Origin of the sequence: Paenibacillus pinihumi DSM 23905 = JCM 16419 (genome assembly GCF_000422505.1) — a bacterium.
In the GTDB taxonomy this organism is placed as follows: domain Bacteria; phylum Bacillota; class Bacilli; order Paenibacillales; family Paenibacillaceae; genus Paenibacillus_D; species Paenibacillus_D pinihumi.
This window is the reverse complement of the sequence record NZ_KE383864.1, coordinates 1226457-1249766: the sequence shown is the minus strand read 5'-3', so window position 1 is coordinate 1249766 and position 23310 is coordinate 1226457. Positions and strand designations below refer to the sequence as shown.

The 23310-nt window shown below is 49.0% G+C and carries 22 protein-coding genes; 20 read left to right on the top strand and 2 right to left on the bottom strand.

Annotation, left to right across the window (positions count from 1 at the left end; genetic code table 11):
• Nucleotides 1-329 precede the first annotated feature (329 nt).
• The 16 genes from thrS (at nt 330) to glnA (ending at nt 17440) form a co-directional block, all read left to right on the top strand.
• A complete protein-coding gene (gene thrS, locus H583_RS0119925) occupies nt 330-2267 on the top strand; it encodes a threonine--tRNA ligase (RefSeq protein ID WP_028562017.1) in 1938 nt (645 codons plus the stop codon).
• A gap of 147 nt (nt 2268-2414) precedes the next feature.
• Entirely contained in the window at nt 2415-2879 is a 465-nt protein-coding gene (locus H583_RS33575; protein ID WP_051236725.1) for a 3D domain-containing protein, read from the top strand.
• A 156-nt stretch (nt 2880-3035) separates the two neighbouring features.
• The gene (locus H583_RS0119915; protein WP_028562016.1) at nt 3036-3542 is read left to right on the top strand and encodes an RNA polymerase sigma factor; all 507 of its coding nucleotides are present in this window, start codon (nt 3036-3038) and stop codon (nt 3540-3542) included.
• An 82-nt stretch (nt 3543-3624) separates the two neighbouring features.
• Nucleotides 3625-3765 (top strand): hypothetical protein, encoded by a 141-nt coding sequence (locus tag H583_RS36710; RefSeq protein ID WP_154665922.1) that lies wholly within the window; start codon nt 3625-3627, stop codon nt 3763-3765.
• Between the two features lie 77 nt (nt 3766-3842).
• Nucleotides 3843-4721, top strand: a complete 879-nt coding sequence (locus tag H583_RS0119905; RefSeq protein ID WP_081667352.1) for a PhzF family phenazine biosynthesis protein — start codon at nt 3843-3845, stop codon at nt 4719-4721.
• A 134-nt stretch (nt 4722-4855) separates the two neighbouring features.
• Entirely contained in the window at nt 4856-5851 is a 996-nt protein-coding gene (gene liaF, locus H583_RS0119900; protein WP_028562014.1) for a cell wall-active antibiotics response protein LiaF, read from the top strand.
• Nucleotides 5852-5859: 8 nt separating this feature from the next.
• Complete coding sequence (locus H583_RS0119895) at nt 5860-6906, top strand: sensor histidine kinase (RefSeq protein WP_028562013.1); 1047 nt, start codon at nt 5860-5862, stop codon at nt 6904-6906.
• Nucleotides 6893-7558 (top strand): response regulator, encoded by a 666-nt coding sequence (locus tag H583_RS0119890; protein ID WP_028562012.1) that lies wholly within the window; start codon nt 6893-6895, stop codon nt 7556-7558. Before H583_RS0119895 ends, H583_RS0119890 begins: the two co-directional genes overlap by 14 nt.
• A gap of 56 nt (nt 7559-7614) precedes the next feature.
• Complete coding sequence (locus H583_RS0119885) at nt 7615-8028, top strand: YugN family protein (RefSeq protein ID WP_028562011.1); 414 nt, start codon at nt 7615-7617, stop codon at nt 8026-8028.
• Nucleotides 8029-8412: 384 nt separating this feature from the next.
• Complete coding sequence (locus tag H583_RS0119880) at nt 8413-8931, top strand: DUF3231 family protein (protein WP_028562010.1); 519 nt, start codon at nt 8413-8415, stop codon at nt 8929-8931.
• A 554-nt stretch (nt 8932-9485) separates the two neighbouring features.
• Nucleotides 9486-11117: a S1C family serine protease gene (locus H583_RS0119875; protein ID WP_028562009.1), complete on the top strand. Its 1632-nt coding sequence runs from the start codon at nt 9486-9488 to the stop codon at nt 11115-11117.
• Nucleotides 11118-11227: 110 nt separating this feature from the next.
• A complete protein-coding gene (locus tag H583_RS0119870; protein WP_028562008.1) occupies nt 11228-11920 on the top strand; it encodes a response regulator transcription factor in 693 nt (230 codons plus the stop codon).
• Nucleotides 11921-11924: 4 nt separating this feature from the next.
• Nucleotides 11925-13421 carry a sensor histidine kinase gene (locus tag H583_RS0119865; protein ID WP_028562007.1) on the top strand — a complete coding sequence of 499 codons (1497 nt, stop codon included), beginning with the start codon at nt 11925-11927 and terminating at the stop codon, nt 13419-13421.
• A gap of 31 nt (nt 13422-13452) precedes the next feature.
• Entirely contained in the window at nt 13453-14403 is a 951-nt protein-coding gene (locus H583_RS0119860; protein ID WP_028562006.1) for a 4-hydroxy-3-methylbut-2-enyl diphosphate reductase, read from the top strand.
• 187 nt (nt 14404-14590) lie between these two features.
• The gene (aroF, locus tag H583_RS0119855; protein ID WP_028562005.1) at nt 14591-15652 is read left to right on the top strand and encodes a 3-deoxy-7-phosphoheptulonate synthase; all 1062 of its coding nucleotides are present in this window, start codon (nt 14591-14593) and stop codon (nt 15650-15652) included.
• A 363-nt stretch (nt 15653-16015) separates the two neighbouring features.
• Nucleotides 16016-17440, top strand: coding sequence for a type I glutamate--ammonia ligase (gene glnA, locus H583_RS0119850; protein WP_028562004.1), 1425 nt, complete (start codon nt 16016-16018; stop codon nt 17438-17440).
• An 80-nt stretch (nt 17441-17520) separates the two neighbouring features.
• Here glnA and thpR read toward each other — a convergent pair whose 3' ends face one another.
• On the bottom strand, nt 17521-18081 hold the full coding sequence (gene thpR, locus H583_RS33565) for an RNA 2',3'-cyclic phosphodiesterase (protein ID WP_051236669.1): 561 nt from the start codon (nt 18079-18081) through the stop codon (nt 17521-17523).
• A 126-nt stretch (nt 18082-18207) separates the two neighbouring features.
• Here thpR and serC point away from each other — a divergent pair, with 126 nt between their 5' ends.
• The 4 genes from serC to H583_RS33560 all read left to right on the top strand — a co-directional run bounded on the left by serC (nt 18208) and on the right by H583_RS33560 (nt 22351).
• Complete coding sequence (gene serC / locus H583_RS0119840; RefSeq protein WP_028562003.1) at nt 18208-19299, top strand: 3-phosphoserine/phosphohydroxythreonine transaminase; 1092 nt, start codon at nt 18208-18210, stop codon at nt 19297-19299.
• A 311-nt stretch (nt 19300-19610) separates the two neighbouring features.
• On the top strand, nt 19611-20075 hold the full coding sequence (gene trmL / locus H583_RS0119835; protein WP_028562002.1) for a tRNA (uridine(34)/cytosine(34)/5-carboxymethylaminomethyluridine(34)-2'-O)-methyltransferase TrmL: 465 nt from the start codon (nt 19611-19613) through the stop codon (nt 20073-20075).
• Between the two features lie 210 nt (nt 20076-20285).
• Nucleotides 20286-20537, top strand: a complete 252-nt coding sequence (locus H583_RS0119830; RefSeq protein WP_028562001.1) for an AbrB/MazE/SpoVT family DNA-binding domain-containing protein — start codon at nt 20286-20288, stop codon at nt 20535-20537.
• Nucleotides 20538-21100: 563 nt separating this feature from the next.
• The gene (locus H583_RS33560) at nt 21101-22351 is read left to right on the top strand and encodes an aminotransferase-like domain-containing protein (RefSeq protein ID WP_051236666.1); all 1251 of its coding nucleotides are present in this window, start codon (nt 21101-21103) and stop codon (nt 22349-22351) included.
• Between the two features lie 15 nt (nt 22352-22366).
• Here H583_RS33560 and H583_RS0119815 read toward each other — a convergent pair whose 3' ends face one another.
• Nucleotides 22367-23110, bottom strand: a complete 744-nt coding sequence (locus tag H583_RS0119815; protein ID WP_028562000.1) for a DUF2161 domain-containing phosphodiesterase — start codon at nt 23108-23110, stop codon at nt 22367-22369.
• Between the last annotated feature and the right edge of the window lie 200 nt (nt 23111-23310).

Here is a 23310-nt window from a genome sequence, read left to right as displayed (position 1 = left end):
AAAATGTCTGCACTTTAGTGTGAGACTTGCAACAGCATGGACAAAGACATGGCTTGCCGGAGACACGGCTCAGAGAGAGGAAACTTGGCTGCGATTTCCCCCCGATGACACGGCAGAACGCTACCCCTTTGTAGCTGTACGGCTGAAGCTCCTGGATAGAGTGGGTAAGCTGTAACGGTTCATCTCCGTTAATGGATGGCTCAAGGGTACAAAAGCTGCTTCAAGGTTCTTTTGTATCGAATGAGGGTGGAACCACGAGAGTATTCAAGCGCTCGTCCCTTTACGGGGCGGGGGCTTTTTTGCATTTGCACACAGGGAGGATTATAAAAATGTCAATTCAAATTACACTGCCCGATGGCGCAGTCCGCGAATATGAGGCAGGTGCAACAATTGAGGATGTTGCTGCATCCATCAGTTCCGGTCTGAAGAAAAACGCGATTGCCGGGAAAATCAACGGCAAGGTGGTTGATCTGTATACACCAATTGAAGATCAGGGCAAGGTTGAGATCGTAACCCTGGATTCAGAAGACGGACTGGAGGTTTACCGCCACAGCACCGCTCACTTGATGGCCCAGGCAATCAAACGCATCTACGGAGAGAAGACCGTCAAGCTCGGAATCGGTCCGGTCATTGAAGATGGCTTCTACTACGACATCGATATGGAGCAGTCGCTGACTCCTGATGATCTGGCGAAGATCGAGAAGGAAATGGACAAAATCACCAAGGAGAACCTGGATATCCGCCGCAGAATTGTCAGCCGTGACGAAGCGCTCGCGATTTATACAGAGCTGGAGGACCCGCTTAAGCTGGAACTGATCCGTGATTTGCCAGAATCTTCGGTTCTGACAATCTATGATCAAGGCGAATTTTTTGATCTCTGCCGCGGTCCGCATTTGCCGTCCATAGGACGAATTAAAGCATTCAAGCTGCTGAGCGTTGCCGGCGCTTACTGGAGAGGCGATTCCAAGAACAAGATGCTGCAGCGGATTTACGGTACAGCTTTCCCGAAAAAAGCGCAGCTCGATGAGCATCTGCATTTCCTGGAGGAAGCAAAGAAGCGTGACCACAGAAAGCTCGGACGCGAGCTGAAAATGTTTACCTTCTCCCGCGAAGTAGGGCAAGGTCTCCCGCTCTGGCTGCCTAACGGTGCCAAACTGCGCCGCACTATGGAGCGCTACATCGTGGATCTGGAGGAAAAACTCGGCTACGACCATGTCTACACACCTGTACTGGCAAACGTCGAACTGTACAAAATTTCCGGTCACTGGGAGCACTACTCCGAGGATATGTTCCCTAAAATGGAGATGGACAATGAGGAGCTTGTGCTTCGTCCGATGAACTGTCCACACCATATGATGGTATACAAGAGCGACATGCGCAGCTACCGGGATCTGCCCATCCGTATTGCTGAGCTTGGAACGATGCACCGTTACGAAATGTCTGGAGCACTGACCGGACTTCACCGTGTGCGTGCCATGACACTCAATGATGCCCATATCTTCTGCCGTCCGGATCAGATCAAGGAGGAATTCTCCCGCGTAATCCAGTTGATCCGCAAAGTATATGAGGATTTCGGCATCAAGGAATACCGTTTCCGCCTGTCCTACCGTGATCCTAAGGATACAGAGAAATACTTCCAAAATGATGAGATGTGGGAAATGTCTCAAAGAATGCTTCGCGAGGTTGTCGAAGAGCTCGGATTGCCGTTCTTCGAAGCGGAAGGCGAAGCCGCGTTCTATGGACCGAAGCTGGACGTACAGATCAAGACAGCGCTCGGCAAAGAAGAAACGCTGTCAACTGCACAACTGGATTTCCTTTTGCCAGAGCGTTTTGAATTAGAATATGTCGGAGATGACGGCAAAAAACACCGTCCGGTCGTTATTCACCGCGGTATCATCAGCACGATGGAGCGGATGACTGCATTCCTGCTGGAAAACTTCGCAGGCGCTCTGCCGCTGTGGCTGTCTCCGGTTCAGGCACGCGTCATTCCGGTATCGCTTGCTTATGTGGACTATGTGAAGCAAGTTGAAGAAAAGCTTCAAGCTGCAGGCATTCGTGTGGAAACCGATCTGCGCAATGAGAAGCTTGGCTACAAAATTCGGGAAGCACAGCTGGAGAAGGTGCCGTATATGCTGATTGTCGGTGAAAATGAAGCGAATAGCGGCTCCGTATCCATCCGCAAACGGGGCGAAGGGGATATCGGTTCCAAACCGGTAGACGAACTGGCCGAGCTGTTGCAAAAGGAAATTACCAACAAAGAGATTTAATTTGGCGGTATAATTGTGCTCTTCTGGGGGGAACCTTCTGTACAGGGGGGACTCTCCAGAATGAGAAGCATGAGAATTCGAGCACTGAAAAGTATGCACCTGTTGCTGCTTGCGGCGTGGCTCATTACAGTTCAGCCTTCTGAAGTGATGGCTTCATTGGATGGGAAGCTGCTGCCCTATGACAATAACCCTGATCATGGCAATGTGGAGACAGTTGAGGTTGTTGCTACCGGTTATACTGCCGGAGTTGAATCAACGGGCAAAAAACCGGGACATCCTCAGTACGGCATTACCTATAGCGGAGTCAAAGTAAGACGTGATTATGTATCCACCATTGCAGCCGATCCCAAAGTATTCCCGATAGGCAGCATTTTGTATATTCCCGGCTACGGTTATGGAGTCGTTGCGGATACCGGATCAGCTATTAAGGGACACAAAATCGATCTCTATTTTGAAACGATAAAGCAGGTTTATAGAGAATGGGGCAAGCGTTCCGTTGAAGTGCTAGTTATCCATCAAGGAAATGGAAAAATGACGGAAGCCTGGCTTCAGCAGATCAACAAGGTTGTAAAAGCAGAGCAGCGTATCCCGCAGTCGATGTTTGCCAGTTGACGGGTTTGGTTGAAACGATTACGATGTCAAAGTAACTATAGAAGATTGTCGCTCAAAAAGTCCGTACAAATAACGACAAATCTTCTTTTTTTTTCTGGTTTTTTGTGGTATAATTTATATTGAATTGTAAACGTTATCAGCTGTGAGGCGGTAGAGATGAAGAAATGGTTGTCTCAAAGTCATGATCCGAAGGGCACGGAACTTGAACAATACGAGATTTTGCTGCGCGAACTGTATAATCAGATGATGCGTGTGGCTTATTCCAAGGTCCGTAACAAGTCGGATACCCATGATGTTGTGCAAGAGGCGTGGGTGCGCATATTGTCGAAGCAGGAAACGCTCAGAGAAGAGAGCAAGCTGACCGCGTGGGCCAAGACCATTACAGCAAATGTAGCTTATAATGTGAACCGCCGTTATGGCAAGTCATCCACAGGGTGGTTTGAACCTCAGGAACCCTCATCATCTTCCCCAACTGAGGCGGAGCTAATGTTGGAAATTTCTGAGCTTTTGGGAGCACTGGACCCTCGTTCCAGAACGATGATGCTGTATAAATTTTATTACGGGTTTAAAGATCAGGAAATTGCAGATGCAATGAATTTACCGCTTGGAACAGTCAAGGCACGTATTCATCGAAGTCGTGAACGGTTAAAGCATTGGACCTAATCCCCATATATTGTATCTTTGTTGTTACATAAAAGCCTCCCCGTCCTTCCATACTAGTTAAGGAAGGGGAGGTGAATGAATAATGGCTAAAAACAAAAACAACAAATTGAACAACGCAAACAACAATCAATATAATGCTGAATTTGCAGAAGAGGCAAATCAACAACAAAGCACTGCTAACAAAGCAGCTGCAAATGCAGCTACTGAGAATGTAAATAAATAATGAAGTTTTTACCTGCAACTGGAAGGGGCCGAGTCTTTGGACTTGGCCCCTTTTCATTTGGGCAGGTCTGTTCTATAATGAAAGGCATTCCAAAAAAAGGATTTCTGATAGATAATATAAAGGGGCTGAAATATACATTGATTCCGGTTTATTTTGTGGATGCGTTTACTTCTGCCGCTTTTTGCGGCAATCCCGCTGCGGTCTGTCTATTGCTTGAGCAGGCGGATGAACAGTGGATGCAAAAGATGGCTGCAGAAATAAATTTGTCTGAAACGGCCTTCGTTACAGAGACAGAAGGCGGGTTTGTGCTGCGCTGGTTTACGCCAATCTCCGAAGTTAATTTGTGCGGACATGCCACACTTGCGGCAGCTTTCGTGCTGTGGCATACAGGAAGGCTTGGTAAGGACAAGCCGGCCGTCTTCCATACAAGAAGCGGAGTGTTGACTGTGTTTCAAGATTCAGATGAAGCCGAAGGCTGGATAAAGATGGACTTTCCGGCAGAGGCGCCGATACCAGCTCAAGCACCTGAAGCACTGATTCAGGGGCTTGGGTTGATTCCACGATACACAGGCAGGAACCGGATGGATTATATTGTGGAAGTAGACTGTGAGCAGACGGTGCGGGAGCTTCAGCCGGATTTTTTGCTATTGCGAAGTCTGGATACGAGAGGGGTCATCATCACCGCGAAAGCAAGCCCGGAATGCGGTTATGATTTTGTCTCACGGGCTTTCTTTCCGGCGATTGGAGTTGACGAGGACCCGGTCACGGGATCATCGCATTGTGCGCTCGCACCTTATTGGAGCAAGAGACTGCGCAAGCCGGTACTGACAGGTTATCAGGCTTCTTCCAGAGGCGGATTCATCCGTACAGAGCTTGCGGGAGAGCGGGTGCTGCTGTCGGGGCAAGCTGTGATGATGATGGAAGGGCAGCTTGGCAAGAGCGTGGTTGAGGGCTAAAAGGATACGATTTACAGCTTCTCCGTCTGGAGACGGAGAACAATTTCAACCCTGCGTCCGTTTTAGGCAAGCCATCCTATCGGCTATACTACAAGTAATCAATATAGAGTCGAGTAATATGGAGGCTAGATCTTATGAACAGTCATTTCTTTAGACGTTTCCTATGGGGACTTGTCATTGTTGTTGTCGGGCTTAATCTTTTGATGGGACAATTCGGCTGGGGCGGCTTTTCAATTGGTCATCTCATTTCCAACTTTTGGCCGGTTATTTTAATTCTGATTGGAATCGATGGTATGTTCAAGCGTGACGGTTCAGGATGGTGGGGACTTATCATGATTGGACTCGGCCTTTATTTCCTTTCAAGAAACTTCGGCTATAACTATTTCTCAATCGGGGATTTGATCCGTTATGCGATTCCGGTTGTCGTCATTTTATTTGGACTGAAAATGATCTTCAAGCCTAAACGCCATGGTAAGCCTGAAGAAAAAGATGACTGGCAATCCTATCCGAAGCATTCGCCGATTCCTCCGGCGCCGCCGCTTCATCCTGATCCGACCAGGCCGGGTGCGGATACTTCCGCGCAGCAGGAGTTTTATGAGCCTTATAACGAAGAACCGAACAAGAATGATTATAAGTCTTACAAAGAAAAGTATAAGCATTACAAAAAAGAATTTAAAAATTATAAAAAATATCACCATCATGACCACCATCAGCATCATGGACGCACCGAGTGGTGGAACTCTGATCCGGGAGCGCAGAACCGCTCCGGCTTCATCGGAGATGTGTACGTTGGCTCTGATTACTTTGAGCTCCGTCCGATGAATATCTCCCATTTCATCGGAGATACCGTAATTGACCTGACCAAAGCTCAAATTCCTTATGGGGAGACGAGGCTGAATATTTCCTCGTTTATCGGAGATGTGAAAATTTTTCTGCCGAACGACTACGATGTAGGAATTAATGTTGTGACCAGCACATTTATCGGGGACACACGGGTAATGGATCGTAAAGACGGCGGCATGTTCCGCAGCAGCAATGTATACAGTCCAGCTTATGAAGAGTGTGATAAAAAAATCCGGCTGGTCGTCAGCAGCTTTATCGGAGATGTCACTGCGACTAAGGTGGGGTGAGAAGATTCGTGGTTGTCCGTCTATTGAGGAGCTCCAAATGGGAGCTCATTCTTTTCTTTATCATAACAGCGGGAGTATCATTGTTCCTTTTTAACGGGCTGCCCTACTGGCTGCCGGATACAATCAAGGCCAGTGACCAGCACCTCATCTCCATCCTGCTTATTTTGCCTTTGAATATCGGAGCGGGCTACTGGGCCGCCCAGCGTGTCCACAGGCATATCGATACGCTTCATGTGGCGCTCAAGCAGGCGGCTAATGGCAATCTGGCCGTTCGGCTGCCGGAGGATCAGGCAAGCTCCTTCGTTTCAGCCTACCGGGAATTTAATGTCATGGTTGCTGCGATGGAAGAGAGGCTGCAGCTTATTCAGCAGGTGGGGGAGGAGCAGGTGATGCAAGGGGCGGCTTCAGTCGAAGCAGCCGTAATGGAAGAACGCAAGCGGCTGGGTCGTGATTTGCACGATACGGTCAGTCAGCAGCTATTTGCCATTCATATGTCCGCTTCCTCGCTTCCCAAACTGCTGGAGTTAAATCCGGATAGGGCCGGAGAAGTCATGAACCAGCTTATCCATATGTCTTCAATGGCCCAGAAGCAGATGCGCGGCCTCATTGCCAAGCTCCGTCCTTTGGAACTGGAGGGACGTTCATTACAACAAGCTCTCGACAAGTGGTTTCCGGATTACTGCCGGCAAAACGGCCTTCAAGGCGTTTTGGAATGGCAACTTAAAGAGCAGCTGTCAGAGGCAAAGGAGCATCAGTTTTTTCTGATTATCCAGGAGGGGATGGCGAACATCGTTAAGCATGCCGAGGCCGACACAGCTACTTTGACCATTACAGAGACAGAACGCCAGTTCATTCTCAACCTCCAGGATGATGGTGCAGGTTTCCGGCCGGATCAGGTAGAGCGGGGGTCTTACGGGCTATCAACGATGAGAGAAAGAGCACAGCGGCTCGGAGGAGACGCCGAGATTATTAGCAAGCCGGGCGGAGGAACGAAGGTACGCGTGACAATACCCAAATTAGCCCGCAAAGAGGAGAGTTTGCATGAGCCAGAATGAGCAATCTAAAATCTTAATCGTAGATGATCATGATATGGTCAGAGCGGGACTTCGGACGTATTTGATGCTGGAGCCCCGCTTTGATGTGGTTGGGGAAGCTTCGAACGGACAGGAAGCGCTTAAATGGCTGGCTGATTGTCCGGAGGAACAGCGTCCGCAGGTCGTACTTATGGATCTTATGATGCCGGTCATGGATGGGGTAGAGACGACGAGAGCAATGATTGCACAGTATCCGGAGCTGAAAATCGTCATGCTGACGAGCTTTCTGGAGGATGAGAAGGTTGTTGCCGCGGTTGAAGCCGGAGCAGTCAGCTATGTGCTCAAGACTGTATCCGCAGAGGAACTGATTTACGCGCTGAACGGAGCGGTTAAAGGAATGCCGGTTATGACTTCTGACGTATCCCAGGCTTTGACACGGGGGTTGAGACAGCGTACGGCACAGGGTTCGGATGAGAATCTGACGGAACGGGAAAAGGAAGTGCTCTATCTCATTGCCGAGGGGCGCAATAACAAGGAGATTGGCGAGGAGCTTCATATCGGAATCAAAACGGTCAAAACGCATGTCAGTAATTTGCTGATGAAATGCGAGGTCGAGGACCGTACGCAGCTTGCAGTCTATGCTCACAGAAAAGGATGGGTGCGCAACACATAAGAAGGGACAATCATGGGCATACTGGTAAAAACCTTGTGAAAAGGAGAACAACCGTTATGATCCCGTTATCGTCCAAGCTGGAGTCCCGTGAGCAGGAATTTGTTGAAATCATGAAAATGCTGGAGGAGCATCAATTTTCCCTGGGCGGAAACTGGGATTATCATCAAGGCTCCTTTGACCGTTATCTGGATGAAGCGCATAAAGTTTGGCTTCGTATTCCGTTTGATGTCATCAATGGCAATCTGGATGACCAGACAGAGGAGAATGACGCAAAAATCCGGCTCGGCCAGCCTTATGTGCTTAAGCATGTATATAACGAAGGATTAGATCCGGAAGCCCAGGTACAGACATTGGGCGCACTGGTGAACCAGTTTCAGACACCGGTTGACCCGGACGCTCCGATTGAGCAGCATTGGCTGGATGAAGCCAAGGACAAGCTCGCGCAGGTAGAGCGGCTTTTTCCAAACTAATGTTGTCCGTGAAGAATTTCCTGTGCAGCCAGACAGGCGGAGCCCCTGCTGTCTGCACAGGAAATTCTTTTTTATTTCGTTTTTAATCGCTTTTCAGGATTCATTCAAGGTAAATCAGATTTGACGAGGGGAATGCCGACAAGAGCCCCAGTGGCAATACTGATAATAATGATACTGATTGGGGACGGAAAGGCTCCTGGGTTTAGCAAGCCTGATTGGATTAAAGAGGCGCAATCGTGAACGTTTCTAAATGTAATGGAATCAATGCAACAACCCTCACGCTAAAATGAGAGTTTCTTTAAATTTCTATTGCAGAATTTTTTTCTGTACATTGAGTATATTAAAGTTTGTTGTAAACAAAAAAATGAAGAGGAGCAAAAACGAATGGGCATTCTAGGCGGAAATCCAAAAGATGAGCCGATGCACTATGGCGAGATTTTTGCGGTTTGGCAGGCTTCTACAACTGCAAGAAGTGCTATATCCTGCTATCAGGCGTATTTCTACCATGCTGGAGACAAAGACCTAAAGAACATCTTAGATGATTTGATCGACCAGGCTAAACTGGAAGTTAAAGAGCTTGATACTTTGCTCACTCATAACGGAATTACCCCTGCGCCAATAATGCCTGAGAGACCACCGGTAAAGCTGGAAGATATTCCTGCGGGGGCCAGATTTACGGATCCTGAAATTGCTGTGAAAATTGCTGCTGATACTTCGATAGGGCTTGTGGCATGTAGTCAGGCAATGGGCCAATCCTTAAGAGTGGATATTGGAGCTTTATTTGGTAAATATCATATTACTAAAGCTGCTCTGGGTGTTCGAATTATGGATATGAGTAAAGAAAAAGGCTGGCTTGTTCCTCCGCCACTTCAATTGAAGCGCCCAGAACCAGTCAAAGCTTAACTCTAAAACTCCCGCTAATTTTCAAGCGGGAGTTTTTTTTAGTTAAGGGGTAGCGGCATGAATCACCTACAAACACAACCCGGCCAGCCGGCTCCAGATCGTTAATAGCTTCGGTTACATCATCAACCAGGATCTAGTAGGCCAAAGCCGGGTAGCGATTATAAATGTAATGACCGTGATTCGGTGATTTAATGAACCAGCATTGATTAATGATGCGTATAAAAATGCGTGTTAATGGAATAAGGTTATATTTTGTTGGGAATACTATGGTAACTTTCCATGAACCCCGTACAATTCAACTCGTCTTTGGCAGTTTTTCAGCTGTTAATAAAAGTCGCTTTTTGCCCTCATTTGGCCCCCAAAAACACAAACACACTTCATTGAACTTATCAGGTACGCTACAAAAAGCGGAACCCAATATGATCAAGGGTTTCGCGTTTTGAAGACTTATTGTTTTTTTATGGTTGTTTAAGATTCGTTTAAGGTAAATTGTGCATCATAGAAGCATAAACAAAACGCAATCATGGTTGAAATAGATCGAGGAGGAATGAAAGATGGACGACAACAACAAAAATTCTTACGATGATTTCTTCGGCAAACGTCCAACAGATAGCAATAACGGCGATGGGAACGAGCGGGAGCGCAATGACAGCTCACAAGAGCATTCCGGCTCACCGGATGAGGAGAAGCCATCGTATTACTATACTTACGGCCCGTTCAAGCGTGCAGCATCTGACGATCAAGGCCAGGAGCGGACGGACAGCTTCAGCACAAGCTCCTCTTCCCGGTTCGCAGATCATGCCCAGCCGATTTCGCCTTCACAGGTGCAAGTGACACCGCCGGATCATTCGAGAGTATACTCGCCGGCAGCACCATCACAGCCGCCTAAGAACAACTGGCAGGTCAAGGAAAAGCGCAGAACTTCATTTCGTGCGATGTTCGCTTCCTTTATGGCAGGGGTAGTCGTAATCGGGGGGTTGATGGCTGTAGCTGATAACCGCAACTGGTTTACCTTTGGCGGACATGAGGCAGTATCCGGACCCGGGACAGAATCTGCTGTAAATGTCAGTGCAGGACCTGGCGGGAATTCATCCAGTTCGTTGGATGGCACAAGACCGAATAATATTGCAGCAATCTTTAAAAACTCAAGCCCTGCTGTAGTCAAAATAAATACTTATGTCAATGCAAAATCCAATTCCGGCGGCAACGGCTCGCTTGACCCGTTCTTCCGTCAGTTCTTCGGCGACGGATTTAATGGGCCGGATTCAAGCCAGGGCGGCGGCAGTGACAATGGCAACGGAAGTAACAATGGCGGCGGGCTCGTAGAGAGCGGTCTTGGTTCCGGATTTATTTTCGAGAAAGACGGATATATCCTGACGAACCAGCATGTTATCGCTCATGCAGCCAAGATTGAAGTTATCGTTCAGGGCTATGCGAAGCCGTTCGAAGCGAAGCTGCTAGGTTCCGACTACAATCTTGACCTGGCTGTTCTGAAAATCGAAGGCGACAATCTGCCAAGCCTGAAGCTCGGCAACTCCGACTCCATCAACATCGGGGACTGGGTTGTGGCAATTGGAAACCCGCAAGGCTTCGATCATACGGTCACTGTCGGGGTCCTTAGCGCCAAGGAGCGTCCGATTAGCATTAAAGATGATGATGGTACGCGAAACTACGAGCACTTGCTGCAGACAGATGCTTCAATTAATCCGGGTAACTCCGGCGGACCGCTGCTGAATACAAGCGGCGAGGTTATTGGAATCAATACCGCAATCAGTTCGTCGGCCCAAGGAATCGGATTTGCCATTCCGACAAGCACGATTAAGGATGTGCTGGAGAACCTGAAAGCGAACAAGGATATTCCAAAACCGTTCATCGGAGCTGTATTAATGGATTTGAACAATGATTATGCCAAGCAACTGGGTCTGGAAACAACAGAGGGAGCCTTGGTTACCAACGTCTACTACAACTCTCCTGCTTATAAAGGTGATCTGCGCCAGTTTGACGTTATCGTCGGTATCGGCGGAACCAAATACAAGAACAAAGAGGATCTGATTGCCGAGATCAAGAAAAATAAAGTGGGAGACAAGATTAACCTGAACATTATCCGCAGCGGGAAAGCGATGGATCTGGAAGTTGAAATTGGTGACGGCAGCAACTTTAATGCACCACAGCAGCCGCAGCAATAACAAGTTGTATGCGAAATAAGCAGGCAGGGTTACGACCTGTCTGCTTTTCTTTTGAAATAATTTTTGGACTCTTATATAATGATGAAAAAACGGGAATGGGGAACACGATTGTGAGACCGCAAATAATGGTTGTTGATGACGATGAAAAAATTACATCCCTGCTTCGCAGAAGTCTCGCTTTCGAAGGCTATGAAGTCATTACAGCAGCGAATGGGATTGAAGGGCTGAAGCTGATGATCAGCGCAGATCCTGATCTGCTCATTCTTGATGTCATGATGCCGCAGGTAGACGGCTGGGAAGTGGCACAACGGGTGCGGGAGGGCGGCAGTGCGGTTCCGATTCTAATGCTTACCGCCAAGGATGATGTGCAGGACCGGGTTAAGGGACTTGATCTGGGTGCGGACGATTATTTAGTGAAGCCGTTTGCACTCGAGGAGCTGCTTGCCAGGGTGCGGGCGCTGCTGCGCCGCAAATCGGACAAGACCGAGGAAAGTACAAGTCGGCTTGCCTACGAGGATTTGGTGCTGGACCTGGATTCGCGCGAGGCTATTCGCTCCGGAAGGGCATTCGAGCTGACGAGCAAGGAATTTGACCTGCTGAATCTGTTTATGCAGAACCCGCGCCGGGTGCTCACTCGCGAAACGATTATGGAAAAAATTTGGGGCTATGATTTCAGCGGTGAATCCAATGTCCTTGAAGTCTATATTGCCATGCTCAGGCAAAAAACAGAGGATGGGGGCGGCAAGCGGCTGATTCAAACGGTACGCGGCACAGGCTATGTACTGAAAGGGGAGGTCGGGTAACAACATGTCGATTCGCCTGAGGCTGACACTGTGGTATTCCGGGCTGTTGGCAATTACGCTGATCGGCTTTGGGGTATCGATTTACTTGTTTGTTTATTACTTTACGTTCAGCACGGTCAAAGGGCAAATTGAGCAGCAGGTGAGCAGTATCGTCATTTCCCCAAGCAAGGATTTTTGGGAGCGATTGCGGCTCAATGTCAACCCGAGCACGATCAAGGGCGAGGAGCTGTATATTCAGGTCATCAATTATCAGACTAATGACCGGACGACAACGATTAATCTGGCTGGTGTTGATTTTCCTTTCCCGCAGAAGGAAAGCCGCCCTCAAGAGGGGTATATCAATGAAGAAGTGCAGGGAAATTCCTTCCTTGTCTATCAACGCCCGCTGGTTTTACGGGAGTCGGGGGAGATGGTTGGCCTGCTGCAAGTGGCTGCCTATACGGGGCGCGAGGACCGGCTGCTCAATCATTTGAAGACCATTCTGGTTTCTTCCTCGATTGCTGCGCTGCTTATCGCCTTTACCTTTGGCTTGTTCCTTGCCCGCAAGGCGCTGCAGCCGATTGAGAGTGTCATCCAGGCAACCAATACAATCGAGAACGGCTCCAACCTGAGCGTACGAATACCGAGGGGGAATCCCAACGATGAAATGGGCCGTCTGACAGATACGTTGAACGGGATGCTTGAGCGGCTGGAGACGACCTACAATGAATTGGATGATGCCTATAAAGCACAGAGGCGTTTTGTCTCTGATGCATCCCATGAGCTGCGGACCCCGCTGACGACCATTCGAGGCAATATTGATCTGCTGGAGAAAATGTGGAAGCCGGAACTTGGCGGCACGCATCGCGAAGGGGAACTGGTTGTACTGCATCAGGGCAAGGCGGAAATGTCGCTGGAGGCGATGCGGGATATCTCCGATGAAGCCAAGCGGATGACCCGGCTGGTCAGCGATATGCTGTCACTTGCCCGCGCCGATGCCGGTTATGTCATGGAAAAGGGCTCTGTTGAGCTGCTTCCGCTTGTTGAAGAAGTCGCCCGCCGGGCTCAGCTTCTGCCGCGGACGGTAGAGCTGCAAATTGATGACCTTTCTCCGCTTGAGGGTGTGAATGTACACGGCAATGCGGATTATTTGCGGCAGCTTTTATTTATCTTTATTGAAAATGCCTTTAAGTACACGCCTGAGGGCTATGTAGAAATCAAATCCATGCTGGATGGCAAGCAGGCGGGTATTTCGGTCCGGGATACCGGGATCGGGATGAATTCGGATGAAATTCCGCATATCTTTGAACGTTTCTATCGTGCTGATCTGTCCCGCGGCAAAACGGCCGGCACCGGCCTTGGCCTGTCGATTGCCAAGTGGATTATTGATGAGCACAACGGCTCCATTGAGGTGAAAACACGGGAGGGAGACGGCACGACATTCATTATCTGGCTGCCGGTTACCTTTCCTGGATCGCCGGATTCGGGTATAATGGAGCCATCAGACCGGAAGCTGGTGTAATGGAAGTCCGGTCAGAAAGCAGGTGGCAAGCTTGGAAATTGTAAAAATATCGCCGCGCGGCTACTGCTATGGTGTCGTTGATGCGATGGTGCTGGCGCTTCAGGCCGCCAAAAATCCTGAACTGCCGCGCCCTATTTATATTTTGGGAATGATTGTCCATAATTCGCATGTGACAGATGCCTTCGAGAAGGAGGGCATCATTACGCTGGACGGGGAGAACCGTCTGCAAATACTGGAGCAAATTGAGCAGGGAACCGTCATTTTTACCGCCCATGGCGTATCTCCGGAAGTGCGCAAACGGGCCAGGGACAGAGGGCTGACTGTTGTAGATGCGACCTGCCCGGATGTAACGAAGACGCATGACCTCATTCGCGAGAAGACCGCGGAAGGCTACAAGATCATCTATATCGGCAAGAAGGGACATCCCGAACCCGAGGGTGCAATCGGGATTGCGCCGGATGATGTGTACCTGATTGAGAAGGAAGAGGAAATCGACAAGCTGGAGGTCAGTGCAGGCCGTATTCTCATTACGAACCAAACGACGATGTCGCAATGGGATATCAAGCATTTGATTAACCGTTTGCTGGAGAAATTCCCGCAAGCTGAGGTTCATAATGAAATTTGCCTTGCTACCCAGGTGCGGCAGGAAGCCGTAGCCGAGCAGGCCGGACAGGCTGATCTGTGTATTGTTGTCGGCGATCCGCGCAGCAACAACTCCAACCGCCTGGCACAAGTATCCGAAGAAATTGCCGGCGTCAGGTCATACCGGATTTCCGATCTCAGTGAACTGAAGCGTGAATGGCTGGATGGTGTGAAGAGTGTCGCCGTAACATCCGGCGCGTCAACGCCAACCCCGATCACCAAGGAGGTTATTGCTTATCTGGAGCAATATAATCCGCTTGTACCGTCTACCTGGGAGCTGAAGCGGACCATTGATCCGCAGAAGCTGCTTCCGAAATTACGTACCAAGACACAAGCTTAAAAGTTGCGTTACACACATGGCACCGCTTCTGATACATGATTTCTGTCCGCTAGGAGAAATTGGTGTTGACGGGGGCGGTGTTTTCTTGTATATTTACTTTAACAAGTAAAAGCATAAAAGCCAAAAAGCATAGAAGCATAAAAGCTTAAAAGCGAACAAGCGTTGAAGTGAAAAGGAGATGTATATTATGATCGTCATTATAAAACCGGAAACAACAGAAGAGCGTATTGGGGAAATTGTTCAGCAGATTGAAAATGCCGGCGTTCAGGCACATGTATCAAGAGGGACGGACCGGACGGTAATCGGAATTATTGGCAAGGCGGAGCCGACGCTGTCCGAGCATTTGCGCCAGCTCAATGGCGTGGAGAATGTCATCAAAATTTCAAAATCCTACAAGCTTGCCAGCCGTGATTTTCACCCGGACGATACGGTCATTGATATTAAAGGCGTTAAAATCGGAGGCGACAACCTCGTCATCATGGGCGGGCCTTGCGCTGTAGAGTCCCCGGAACAGATAGACGAGATTGCCCGTCTGGTCAAAGCTGCCGGCGGTCAGGTGCTGCGCGGTGGAGCGTTCAAGCCACGTACTGGCCCTTACAGCTTCCAGGGAGTCGGTGTAGAAGGTCTGAAGATGATGGCAGATGCCGGCAAGAAACACGGCCTGCTGACCATTACAGAAGTCATGACACCGGAATACGTGGATGTGTGCGCTGAATACGCGGATATTCTGCAGGTTGGTACCCGCAACATGCAGAACTTCGACTTGTTGCGCAAGCTGGGTACGATCCAGACCCCTGTGTTGTTAAAGCGCGGATTCAGTTCAACCTATGATGAATTCCTGAATGCTGCGGAATACATTCTGGCAGGCGGCAATCCGAATGTCATGCTCTGCGAGCGCGGAATCCGTACCTTCGAGCAATATACCCGCAACACGCTGGATTTGACAGCCATCCCTGTCCTTCAGCAGCTCAGCCACTTGCCTGTCATTTCTGACCCAAGCCACGGCACAGGCCGTAGAGAGCTTGTAGAGCCAATGTCCAAGGCATCTGTTGCAGCCGGAGCCAACGGATTGATTGTGGAGATGCATACCGATCCTGACAATTCGATGACTGGCGACGGGGTTCAATCGTTGTTCCCGGATCAGTTCGCTGCTTTGCTCAAAGATCTGGAGAAGTTGGGAGCAATCGTCGGCAAGCGGTTTGATACGGAGAAAGCTCCTGCCGAAGCTTTCGCAAACTGGAAAATTTAATTCGACAAAAAGCAACCTTGAAGCGAATGAAATCGCGCGGGTTGCTTTTTTTCTGTCATTAACGAACATTCGGGAAAAGCAAAAATAATACCAATTTATTATAATTAAGGAAGCGAAAGTGTTCTTCATGTCATGTAATCGCTACCAAAATGAATGGTGTAACGAAAGTCAAGTTGTGTATTTGACTATTTTGTGAAATAATTTATAAAAGTGTGAGAATACCTAACATGAGTTCAAAAAATACCTTACATAGCTATTGACGAAGGTTCAAGCAGAGTTTTATAATAACGTCATGGTTAAAGCAAAACTTGAACAATAACTGTTCATATCAATGCTAACGTTCGGAAATGGAGGAAATATTAGATGTCAGTTCAAAAAGTTTTAGACACAATTAAAGAAAATAATATTCAGTTTGTCGATTTCCGTTTTGTAGACCTTTCGGGTCGCGCGCACCACATTTCTCTTCCTTCTACAGAGGTGGAAGCTGAAACGTTCGAAAACGGTGTAGCTTTTGACGGTTCTTCCATTGAAGGGTTCCGCGGCATTGAAGAATCTGACATGGTAATGATGCCAGATACAGAAACAGCTTATATTGATCCTTTTACTGCTCATCCTACATTGAATATTATGTGTAACATTCATACACCTGACGGTGTCCGCTATGATCGTGACCCGCGCAGCATCGCGCAAAAGGCTGAAGAGTACCTGCAAAGCACTGGTCTGGGTACAGCGGCATTTTTCGCTCCTGAATCCGAGTTCTTCATTTTTGACGATGTCCGCTATGAGAGCTCCATGAACACTTCTTTCTTCTCTGTTGATTCAGAAGAAGCAGCATGGAACACTTCCCGTAAGGAAGAGGGCGGAAACCTGGGCTTTAAAATCGGCGTAAAAGGCGGTTATGTTCCAGTAGCGCCAGTAGATACCCAACAAGATATCCGCAGTGAAATGGTTCGCCTGATGCAAGAAACCGGTCTTCGCGTAGAGCGTCATCACCATGAAGTTGCTACTGCAGGACAAGGCGAAATCAATTTCCGCTTTGACACATTAACTAAAACAGGCGACAACCTGTTGAAATATAAATATATCGTTCATAATGTAGCGCGCCAGTACGGCAAAGTTGCTACATTTATGCCAAAACCGCTCTTCGGCGATAACGGAAGCGGAATGCACGTACACCAATCCATCTTCAACGGCGATTCACCTTTATTCTATGAAAAAGGCGGCTATGCCAACCTGAGCGAAATGGCGCTGCATTACATTGGTGGAGTTCTGCATCACGCTCCTGCGCTGATCGCGTTGACCAACCCGAGCACCAACTCGTTCAAACGTCTGGTTCCTGGCTACGAAGCTCCGGTTAACCTCGTATTCTCCAAAGGTAACCGTTCCGCTGCAGTACGTATTCCGGTTGCTGCTGTAACGCCAAAAGGCTGTCGTATCGAATTCCGTACACCGGACTCCACTGCGAACCCTTACCTGGCATTTGCAGCTATGCTGCTCGCTGGTATCGATGGTATCAAGCGTAAACTTGATCCTTCTGCACTCGGCTATGGTCCATATGACAAAAACATCTATGACCTGTCTGATGAAGAGAAAAAAGAAATCCGCAGCGTTCCGGGAACACTGGACGAAGCGCTCGACGCTTTGGAAGCAGATTCCGGCTTCCTGACTGAAAGCGGCGTATTCTCCCAAGACTTCATTGACAACTATGTTGCTGTAAAACGCCATGAGGCTAAAGCAGTAGCGATCCGTATTCACCCACATGAGTACAGCCTTTATTTCGGTTGCTAATTTTATAAACAAAGCTATTCAGTAGGCCTCCAGAGGGGGCCTACTTCGTGTTTCTTAGGGGGAAAGGTGCAATTGTGTCTTTAACCAAAAGGGATGCGTTCAAGAACTTCATACATCGGGCTATGTCCAAGCTTTGAGCGGTAGAGGGCAACCTCCCGGACTTCCCAGCAGAAAGGTTCCAAGGGAGAAAGCCGGTTGGGATGGAAGGGAACCTCACCTGAATATTTTCGTGCCAGCGTCAAATGAGGGCTGTACGGTCTTGTTTCCGGTTTATAGCCGATCGTCCGGTTCAATTGCTGCCCAGTCAGAGTGTGAAGCCTTCCAAGTACAGACGGCGGATGCTGGGGGCCGAGCCAGAGGACAGCGGGGTGTGCAGGCTGTCCGAACCACCCTGTCTTGTCCAAACAAAGGGTAAATGTGGAGATGCTTTTCACAGCCTGTTCGATTGCTGGCCGAATCCGGGATTGATGCCCGGCCGATGTGTCCCCGAGAAAGTGGAGGGTAATATGCATATCGTCGGGATGAGTCCACTTGCGGAAATCTGCTTGCTGCTTCCAGGAATCGGTTGCGTGTAAATATTCTTTTTGTTCACGGCTATCAAAGGGCAGAGCAAGAAAAAGCCGTTCTGTGGGATGATTCATGTTCAAACCTCCGTCAAAAAATGTTGCCGCTGCGCGGATTGTATTGAAACAGTTACTTGATGCAACACGCTAAACTTGCTATCATAGCCATATCATAATTTTAATGAAAAGACAGGAGTGTTTCGATTGACGAACAGAGCATTAAATTTTAATGCCGGACCGGCAGCTTTGCCGCTTGAGGTACTGCAACAGGCGCAAGAACAGTTTGTTGATTATCACGGCGCAGGCATGTCTATCATGGAGATGTCCCATCGCAGTGCCACATTTGAACAGGTCAATTCCGAAACGCAATCTTTGCTGCGCAAGCTGTATGGCATCCCGGACTCGTATCATATCTTATTCCTGCAGGGCGGAGCAAGTACACAATTTTCAATGATCCCGATGAATCTTCTGCAAGCAGACAAGCCTGCTGCTTACGTGATGACAGGAAGCTGGGCGAGCAAGGCGCTCAAGGAAGCGAAGCTGGTCGGAGCGACCGTGATTGCAGCCAGCTCTGAATCGGACAAGTACAACCGGATTCCTGATTTGAGCAGCATCGAGGTGCCGGAGAATGCTTCCTATCTTCATATTACATCGAACGAGACGATTGAAGGAACGCAATTTGCCGAGTATCCGTCTGTTCCCGCTGATGTTCCGCTCATCGCAGACATGTCCAGTGATATCTTATCCAGACCGGTCGATATTAATAAATTCGGCGCCATCTATGCGGGGGCCCAAAAGAACCTTGGTCCATCTGGCGTAACGATCGTGATTATCCGCAAGGATCTGGTTTCCGACAGCCTGAAGCATGTGCCGACCATGCTCCGTTATGATACGCATGCAGCGGCAGATTCACTCTACAATACACCGCCATCCTTCTCCGTCTATATGGTGAACCTGATGCTCAAATGGATTGAATCCAAGGGCGGGGTTGAAGCGATCGAGCAATACAACCGTGACAAGACGAACCTGATTTACGATGCGATTGACCAAAGCGGAGGCTACTATCGCGGGTTCGCACAGCAAGGAAGCCGTTCGGCGATGAACATTACGTTCCGTCTGCAGACCGAAGAGCTGGAGAAGCTGTTCGTGAAGGAATCCGAACAGCAAGGATTTATCGGCCTGAAGGGACACCGCAGCGTAGGCGGGCTTCGCGCTTCCACTTACAATGCTGTTCCTCATGAGAACTGCAAAGCGCTGGCTGAATTTATGCAGGACTTCCAGCGTCGCAACGGTTAAGACGACTACCAGAAGGCCGCTGATCCCATGCAAAAGAGGATCGCGGCTTTTTCTGGGGCCTTAAACTGTGGTATGGTGATGTTAAGACAGTTAGTTGTTTGTATAACGCAACTTTTTGACGCAAGTTGAGTTTATTCATTAAGTAGAAATAGAAATTAAACATGCGGCTGTAATTCGTTTGACGAAACCCAAAAGGCACGGTGATATGTAATCGCACTTTAGTGCTTTGATTCATCAGAATCATAACGGGGAACGAATGCGATCTCTTGCAGAAATGGCGGCAGCTGTACTTTTGACAAGGAGATGTTGATGTGGCTTTTCATATTGTGCTGGTCGAGCCGGAAATCCCGGCGAATACCGGAAATATAGCAAGAACTTGTGCGGCTACAGGCTCGCATCTGCATCTGGTCAGACCGCTGGGATTTGACACCGACGATCGAACTCTGAAGCGGGCGGGGCTTGATTATTGGCATGCCGTTCAGGTTCATTATTATGATTCTTTTCAGGAGGTGATGGACAAGCATAGCGAGGCTCGTTTTTTTTATGCCAGCACGAGAGCGGACAAGCTTTATGCTGATTTCCTTTTTCAGGATGGGGACTTTTTCGTGTTCGGAAAAGAGACGAAAGGACTTCCGCAGGAACTGCTGGATGCAAACCCGGGCAGTCTGATAAAAATGCCGATGACTGATAAAGTTCGTTCGTTGAATTTGTCGAATTCCGCGGCTATTATTGTCTATGAGGCGCTTAGACAAACCGGATTTGCGGATTTGCGTTAACATTCCAAATGTTATGGTTTATGAAATTTTGAATAAGGCTGTTTCATCGGAGTGTAAACGGGGTAATTAGATATGTTTCTTTCTGTAAAGTTGCAGAATACTAAGAAAAAAATTTTAACAGAAGGAAAATAGATAGAGCCATCGAATGTTAATAAAGCAATGGTTTCTCAGAAATGGCTTGCAATTCTAGACACAGGAGAGGTGAAATCGGTGAAACCAGCAGGAGTAGTAAGAAAAGTTGACCAATTGGGACGTATTGTACTGCCCAAATCGCTTCGCAAAAGATATCAGATGAATGAAGGAGACCCTGTTGAAATTTTGGTTCAGGGAGACCACATCATTCTGGAGCGCTATCGTCCAAGATGCGTATTTTGCAGTTCTATGGAGGATGTCCGGGAATTTAAAGAGCGTTATTTGTGTGCTTCATGCATTCATGATATGACTCAGCTCCGTCGGGCATAATTTGGGCCTGTGGATACGATGCTGGCAATTTGTCCGATGTTGTCGGATGAGCTAGGTATTTTTGCGCAGTGTTGTTGAAAAAAATAGCCTTGATCTAAGCAGAAAAGGAGCCTTCCATATGGAAGGCTCCTTTTTCTTAGAGACCTTTGGTTTTGTCATCATTGTATGACGCTGTAAACATGGCGGTCAAAAACAGCACCATAATAGTCATGACAATGATGAAATTCAATGTAATTTCAAATTTCATCCTGCACACCTCCAGATCATTGCCTTTATTATACCCAATTGGGCTTTAAAAGAAAACGCATTAAAATGTGAACAGATTGTTACAGCGATCATTTTTTTCTTCTATTTCTACGCGAATGAGCAGTGCCTGCAAAAGCCGGCACAACCGTTTACGCTTGAAATAGAAGCGTTAATAGTATCCTTTTAATCAACGTCTTCTATTTCTACGCGAAACGAAGCTGTGCCTGCAAAAGCTGGCACAACCGTTTACGCTTGCCACGTTCCTTTTCGTAAAACAATGCGTAAGATAGCGTATAGAGCGAGGAGGCGAATTGCAAATGTCCGAACGTTTTTCGTCCCGGCTGCGGCCGTTCCCATTGACAGGTCCCGGGTGGCCGGGTTCCGTGCAGCCTGAGAACGTCATTTCATTTGCCGGTTCACAGCCTGCAAGTGATCTGCTTGAGCTGTCAGGTATTCACAAGGCTCTTTCTAAGATACAGCCTTCATGGAGCGTAGAACAGACAGCACATGCTGTATTTGGAGAGTATTTGCCTCTAAGAGAACAGTTATGCGGAAGGATGGCCAGGTTAACCGGCTTAACAGCAAAACCGGAACAACTGCTGCCTGCCGCGTGTTCTCTCACTGCTTTGGAATTGGTCATTCGCATACTGACCGAGCCCGGAGATACGGTGCTTGTCGGGAATCCGGCGAGCGCGGACCGTCTCCGGATGTTTGAAAAGCATGGTCTCAAAGCTATTCCGGCAGCGTGTGACCGGGATGGAGTAATCATTGCTTCTGCGAGGGCACAGCTTGAAGCTTGCAGGCCGCGGCTGATGTATGTCATGCCAACATGCAGCGGCCCTGAAGGCCATGTGTGGAGCAGAGATCGCAAGAAAGGATTGCTTGGGCTCGCCCATGAATTCGGCCTTCCCGTTATTGAGGACGATACCTGCCGGGAGCTGATCTATAAAGAGGATATGACGGCCGGGAGGGAATTTGAACGAGCGGGTGAACGAGATACGGAGCAATCCGATTCCCTGCTGTCGCTTGAGGGGCGTATTGAAGGAGGGCAGGTCATCTATCTTGGAGCTCTTCCAGGTATGGAAGCTGCTGGTCTGGGATTGCCGGCAGGGTGGATTGCTGCGGATTCTAAGGCAATCGGGATGATTGTAAAGGCACAGCAAGCAGTCAATGACTGTACGCCGCTCCTTGCTGCAGAACTGGAGTTGAGCCGGCTTCTGAAGGGAGATACGCTGGATGAGGCGATAAAACGGCTTGCAGCTGCCTGCCGCACAAGGATTAAACGGGCGGAGGAGCTGCTGGCAAGCTGCATGCCTGAAGCAGGCTGGCTGGAGCCGCAGGGCGGCATGTTCCTTTGGCTGGAGCTGCCAGAGGGGCTGGATGCACAGGCGCTGCAGCGGGCTGCAATCCGGCAGGGCGTGGACTTTCAGCCGGGCTCGGCTTTTTATGCTGGAGATGGTCCCCGCAATACAGTACGACTGAATATTTGCGGGATCACGGATGCGGAGATGGAGGAGGGAATCCGTCGGCTTGCAGAGGCTGTCGGCGAATTCACGGCCCGCAGCTAAAATTGCTTATCTTGGTTAGGCGGGCCCGCTATCGCGGCCTGAGGCAGTAAGCCAGGCGGCGACGATGTCAGCGTGCTCCTCAAGTGCGGCAATGCCCGGCTCGCAAAGCTGATAGATGCCTCTGCTGCTTTTTTCGAACCACCCGTAATAATTGTCACGCAGCACAGCTCCCGCCTGCCTGACATCCGTTAGCGCGGTAATCGTCCGGGGCGCTGAGGGACCGTTCTGCTGAAGTGCCCAAGCGCAGCGAAGTGCCCGCTCGCGGTAGGCGGTCATCAGCTTGCGTCCTGTGACCCCTCCCGTATTGTAATCCCCGGTCCGTTCGTGAAATTCGGTGAGCATGCGGGCTTGCCTGCTCCTGCGCATGGTTCTGCGGGGGGCTTCCCCAGGCTCGCACAGCATCTCCACTAGCGGGGCTTTCGTTTTGAAAAAGGTGATGGTCATCAGTCCGATTCCCAGCAGCCGGCACAGCTCCGTAAGATCACCGAACCGCTGGTTGTGGGCGCCGCTTTTTTTGCGGTTGCGTTCTACGGCGAGTACAACATGACCACCCAGCCGAAGACGCTCGACGCCCTGGAGCAGCAAGGCCAGGTTGAATGTCTTTTTCATTTCCACAATAAGAATTTCCTCTTCTCCGGTGCTGTCGTGCTTGATGGCAACCAGATCGCAATGCATGATTTCGCTTTTGACCCCATATCCCCGTTGTTCAAAAAATTGCTTCACCGGCCCGTACAGCTCGGCTTCCTGCTTGATTGCCAATGAAAACTTCTCTCCCTCCATGTTGAATTTCTGATAATCCGCTGCTTATGAATTAGCTTGAAGCCCCGATACGTTATCTTTACGTTTACGTTACATGCTGCATGCAGGCATGGGCAGCATCATATGCTGAAATAGTTGATCCTATTATATCACAGCTCTGCCAGGGGAAATGGCTGTGTATATGCATGAGTAAGAAGCAC

What these genes read in the sequence shown, in the direction of transcription:
- thrS (WP_028562017.1), top strand. Translation starts at nt 330, where the DNA reads ATGTCAATTCAAATTACACTGCCCGATGGCGCAGTCCGCGAATATGAG.
- H583_RS33575 (WP_051236725.1), top strand. Translation starts at nt 2,415, where the DNA reads ATGGCTTCATTGGATGGGAAGCTGCTGCCCTATGACAATAACCCTGAT.
- H583_RS0119915 (WP_028562016.1), top strand. Translation starts at nt 3,036, where the DNA reads ATGAAGAAATGGTTGTCTCAAAGTCATGATCCGAAGGGCACGGAACTT.
- H583_RS36710 (WP_154665922.1), top strand. Translation starts at nt 3,625, where the DNA reads ATGGCTAAAAACAAAAACAACAAATTGAACAACGCAAACAACAATCAA.
- H583_RS0119905 (WP_081667352.1), top strand. Translation starts at nt 3,843, where the DNA reads ATGAAAGGCATTCCAAAAAAAGGATTTCTGATAGATAATATAAAGGGG.
- liaF (WP_028562014.1), top strand. Translation starts at nt 4,856, where the DNA reads ATGAACAGTCATTTCTTTAGACGTTTCCTATGGGGACTTGTCATTGTT.
- H583_RS0119890 (WP_028562012.1), top strand. Translation starts at nt 6,893, where the DNA reads ATGAGCCAGAATGAGCAATCTAAAATCTTAATCGTAGATGATCATGAT.
- H583_RS0119885 (WP_028562011.1), top strand. Translation starts at nt 7,615, where the DNA reads ATGATCCCGTTATCGTCCAAGCTGGAGTCCCGTGAGCAGGAATTTGTT.
- H583_RS0119880 (WP_028562010.1), top strand. Translation starts at nt 8,413, where the DNA reads ATGGGCATTCTAGGCGGAAATCCAAAAGATGAGCCGATGCACTATGGC.
- H583_RS0119875 (WP_028562009.1), top strand. Translation starts at nt 9,486, where the DNA reads ATGGACGACAACAACAAAAATTCTTACGATGATTTCTTCGGCAAACGT.
- H583_RS0119865 (WP_028562007.1), top strand. Translation starts at nt 11,925, where the DNA reads ATGTCGATTCGCCTGAGGCTGACACTGTGGTATTCCGGGCTGTTGGCA.
- aroF (WP_028562005.1), top strand. Translation starts at nt 14,591, where the DNA reads ATGATCGTCATTATAAAACCGGAAACAACAGAAGAGCGTATTGGGGAA.
- glnA (WP_028562004.1), top strand. Translation starts at nt 16,016, where the DNA reads ATGTCAGTTCAAAAAGTTTTAGACACAATTAAAGAAAATAATATTCAG.
- thpR (WP_051236669.1), bottom strand. Translation starts at nt 18,081, where the DNA reads ATGAATCATCCCACAGAACGGCTTTTTCTTGCTCTGCCCTTTGATAGC.
- H583_RS33560 (WP_051236666.1), top strand. Translation starts at nt 21,101, where the DNA reads ATGTCCGAACGTTTTTCGTCCCGGCTGCGGCCGTTCCCATTGACAGGT.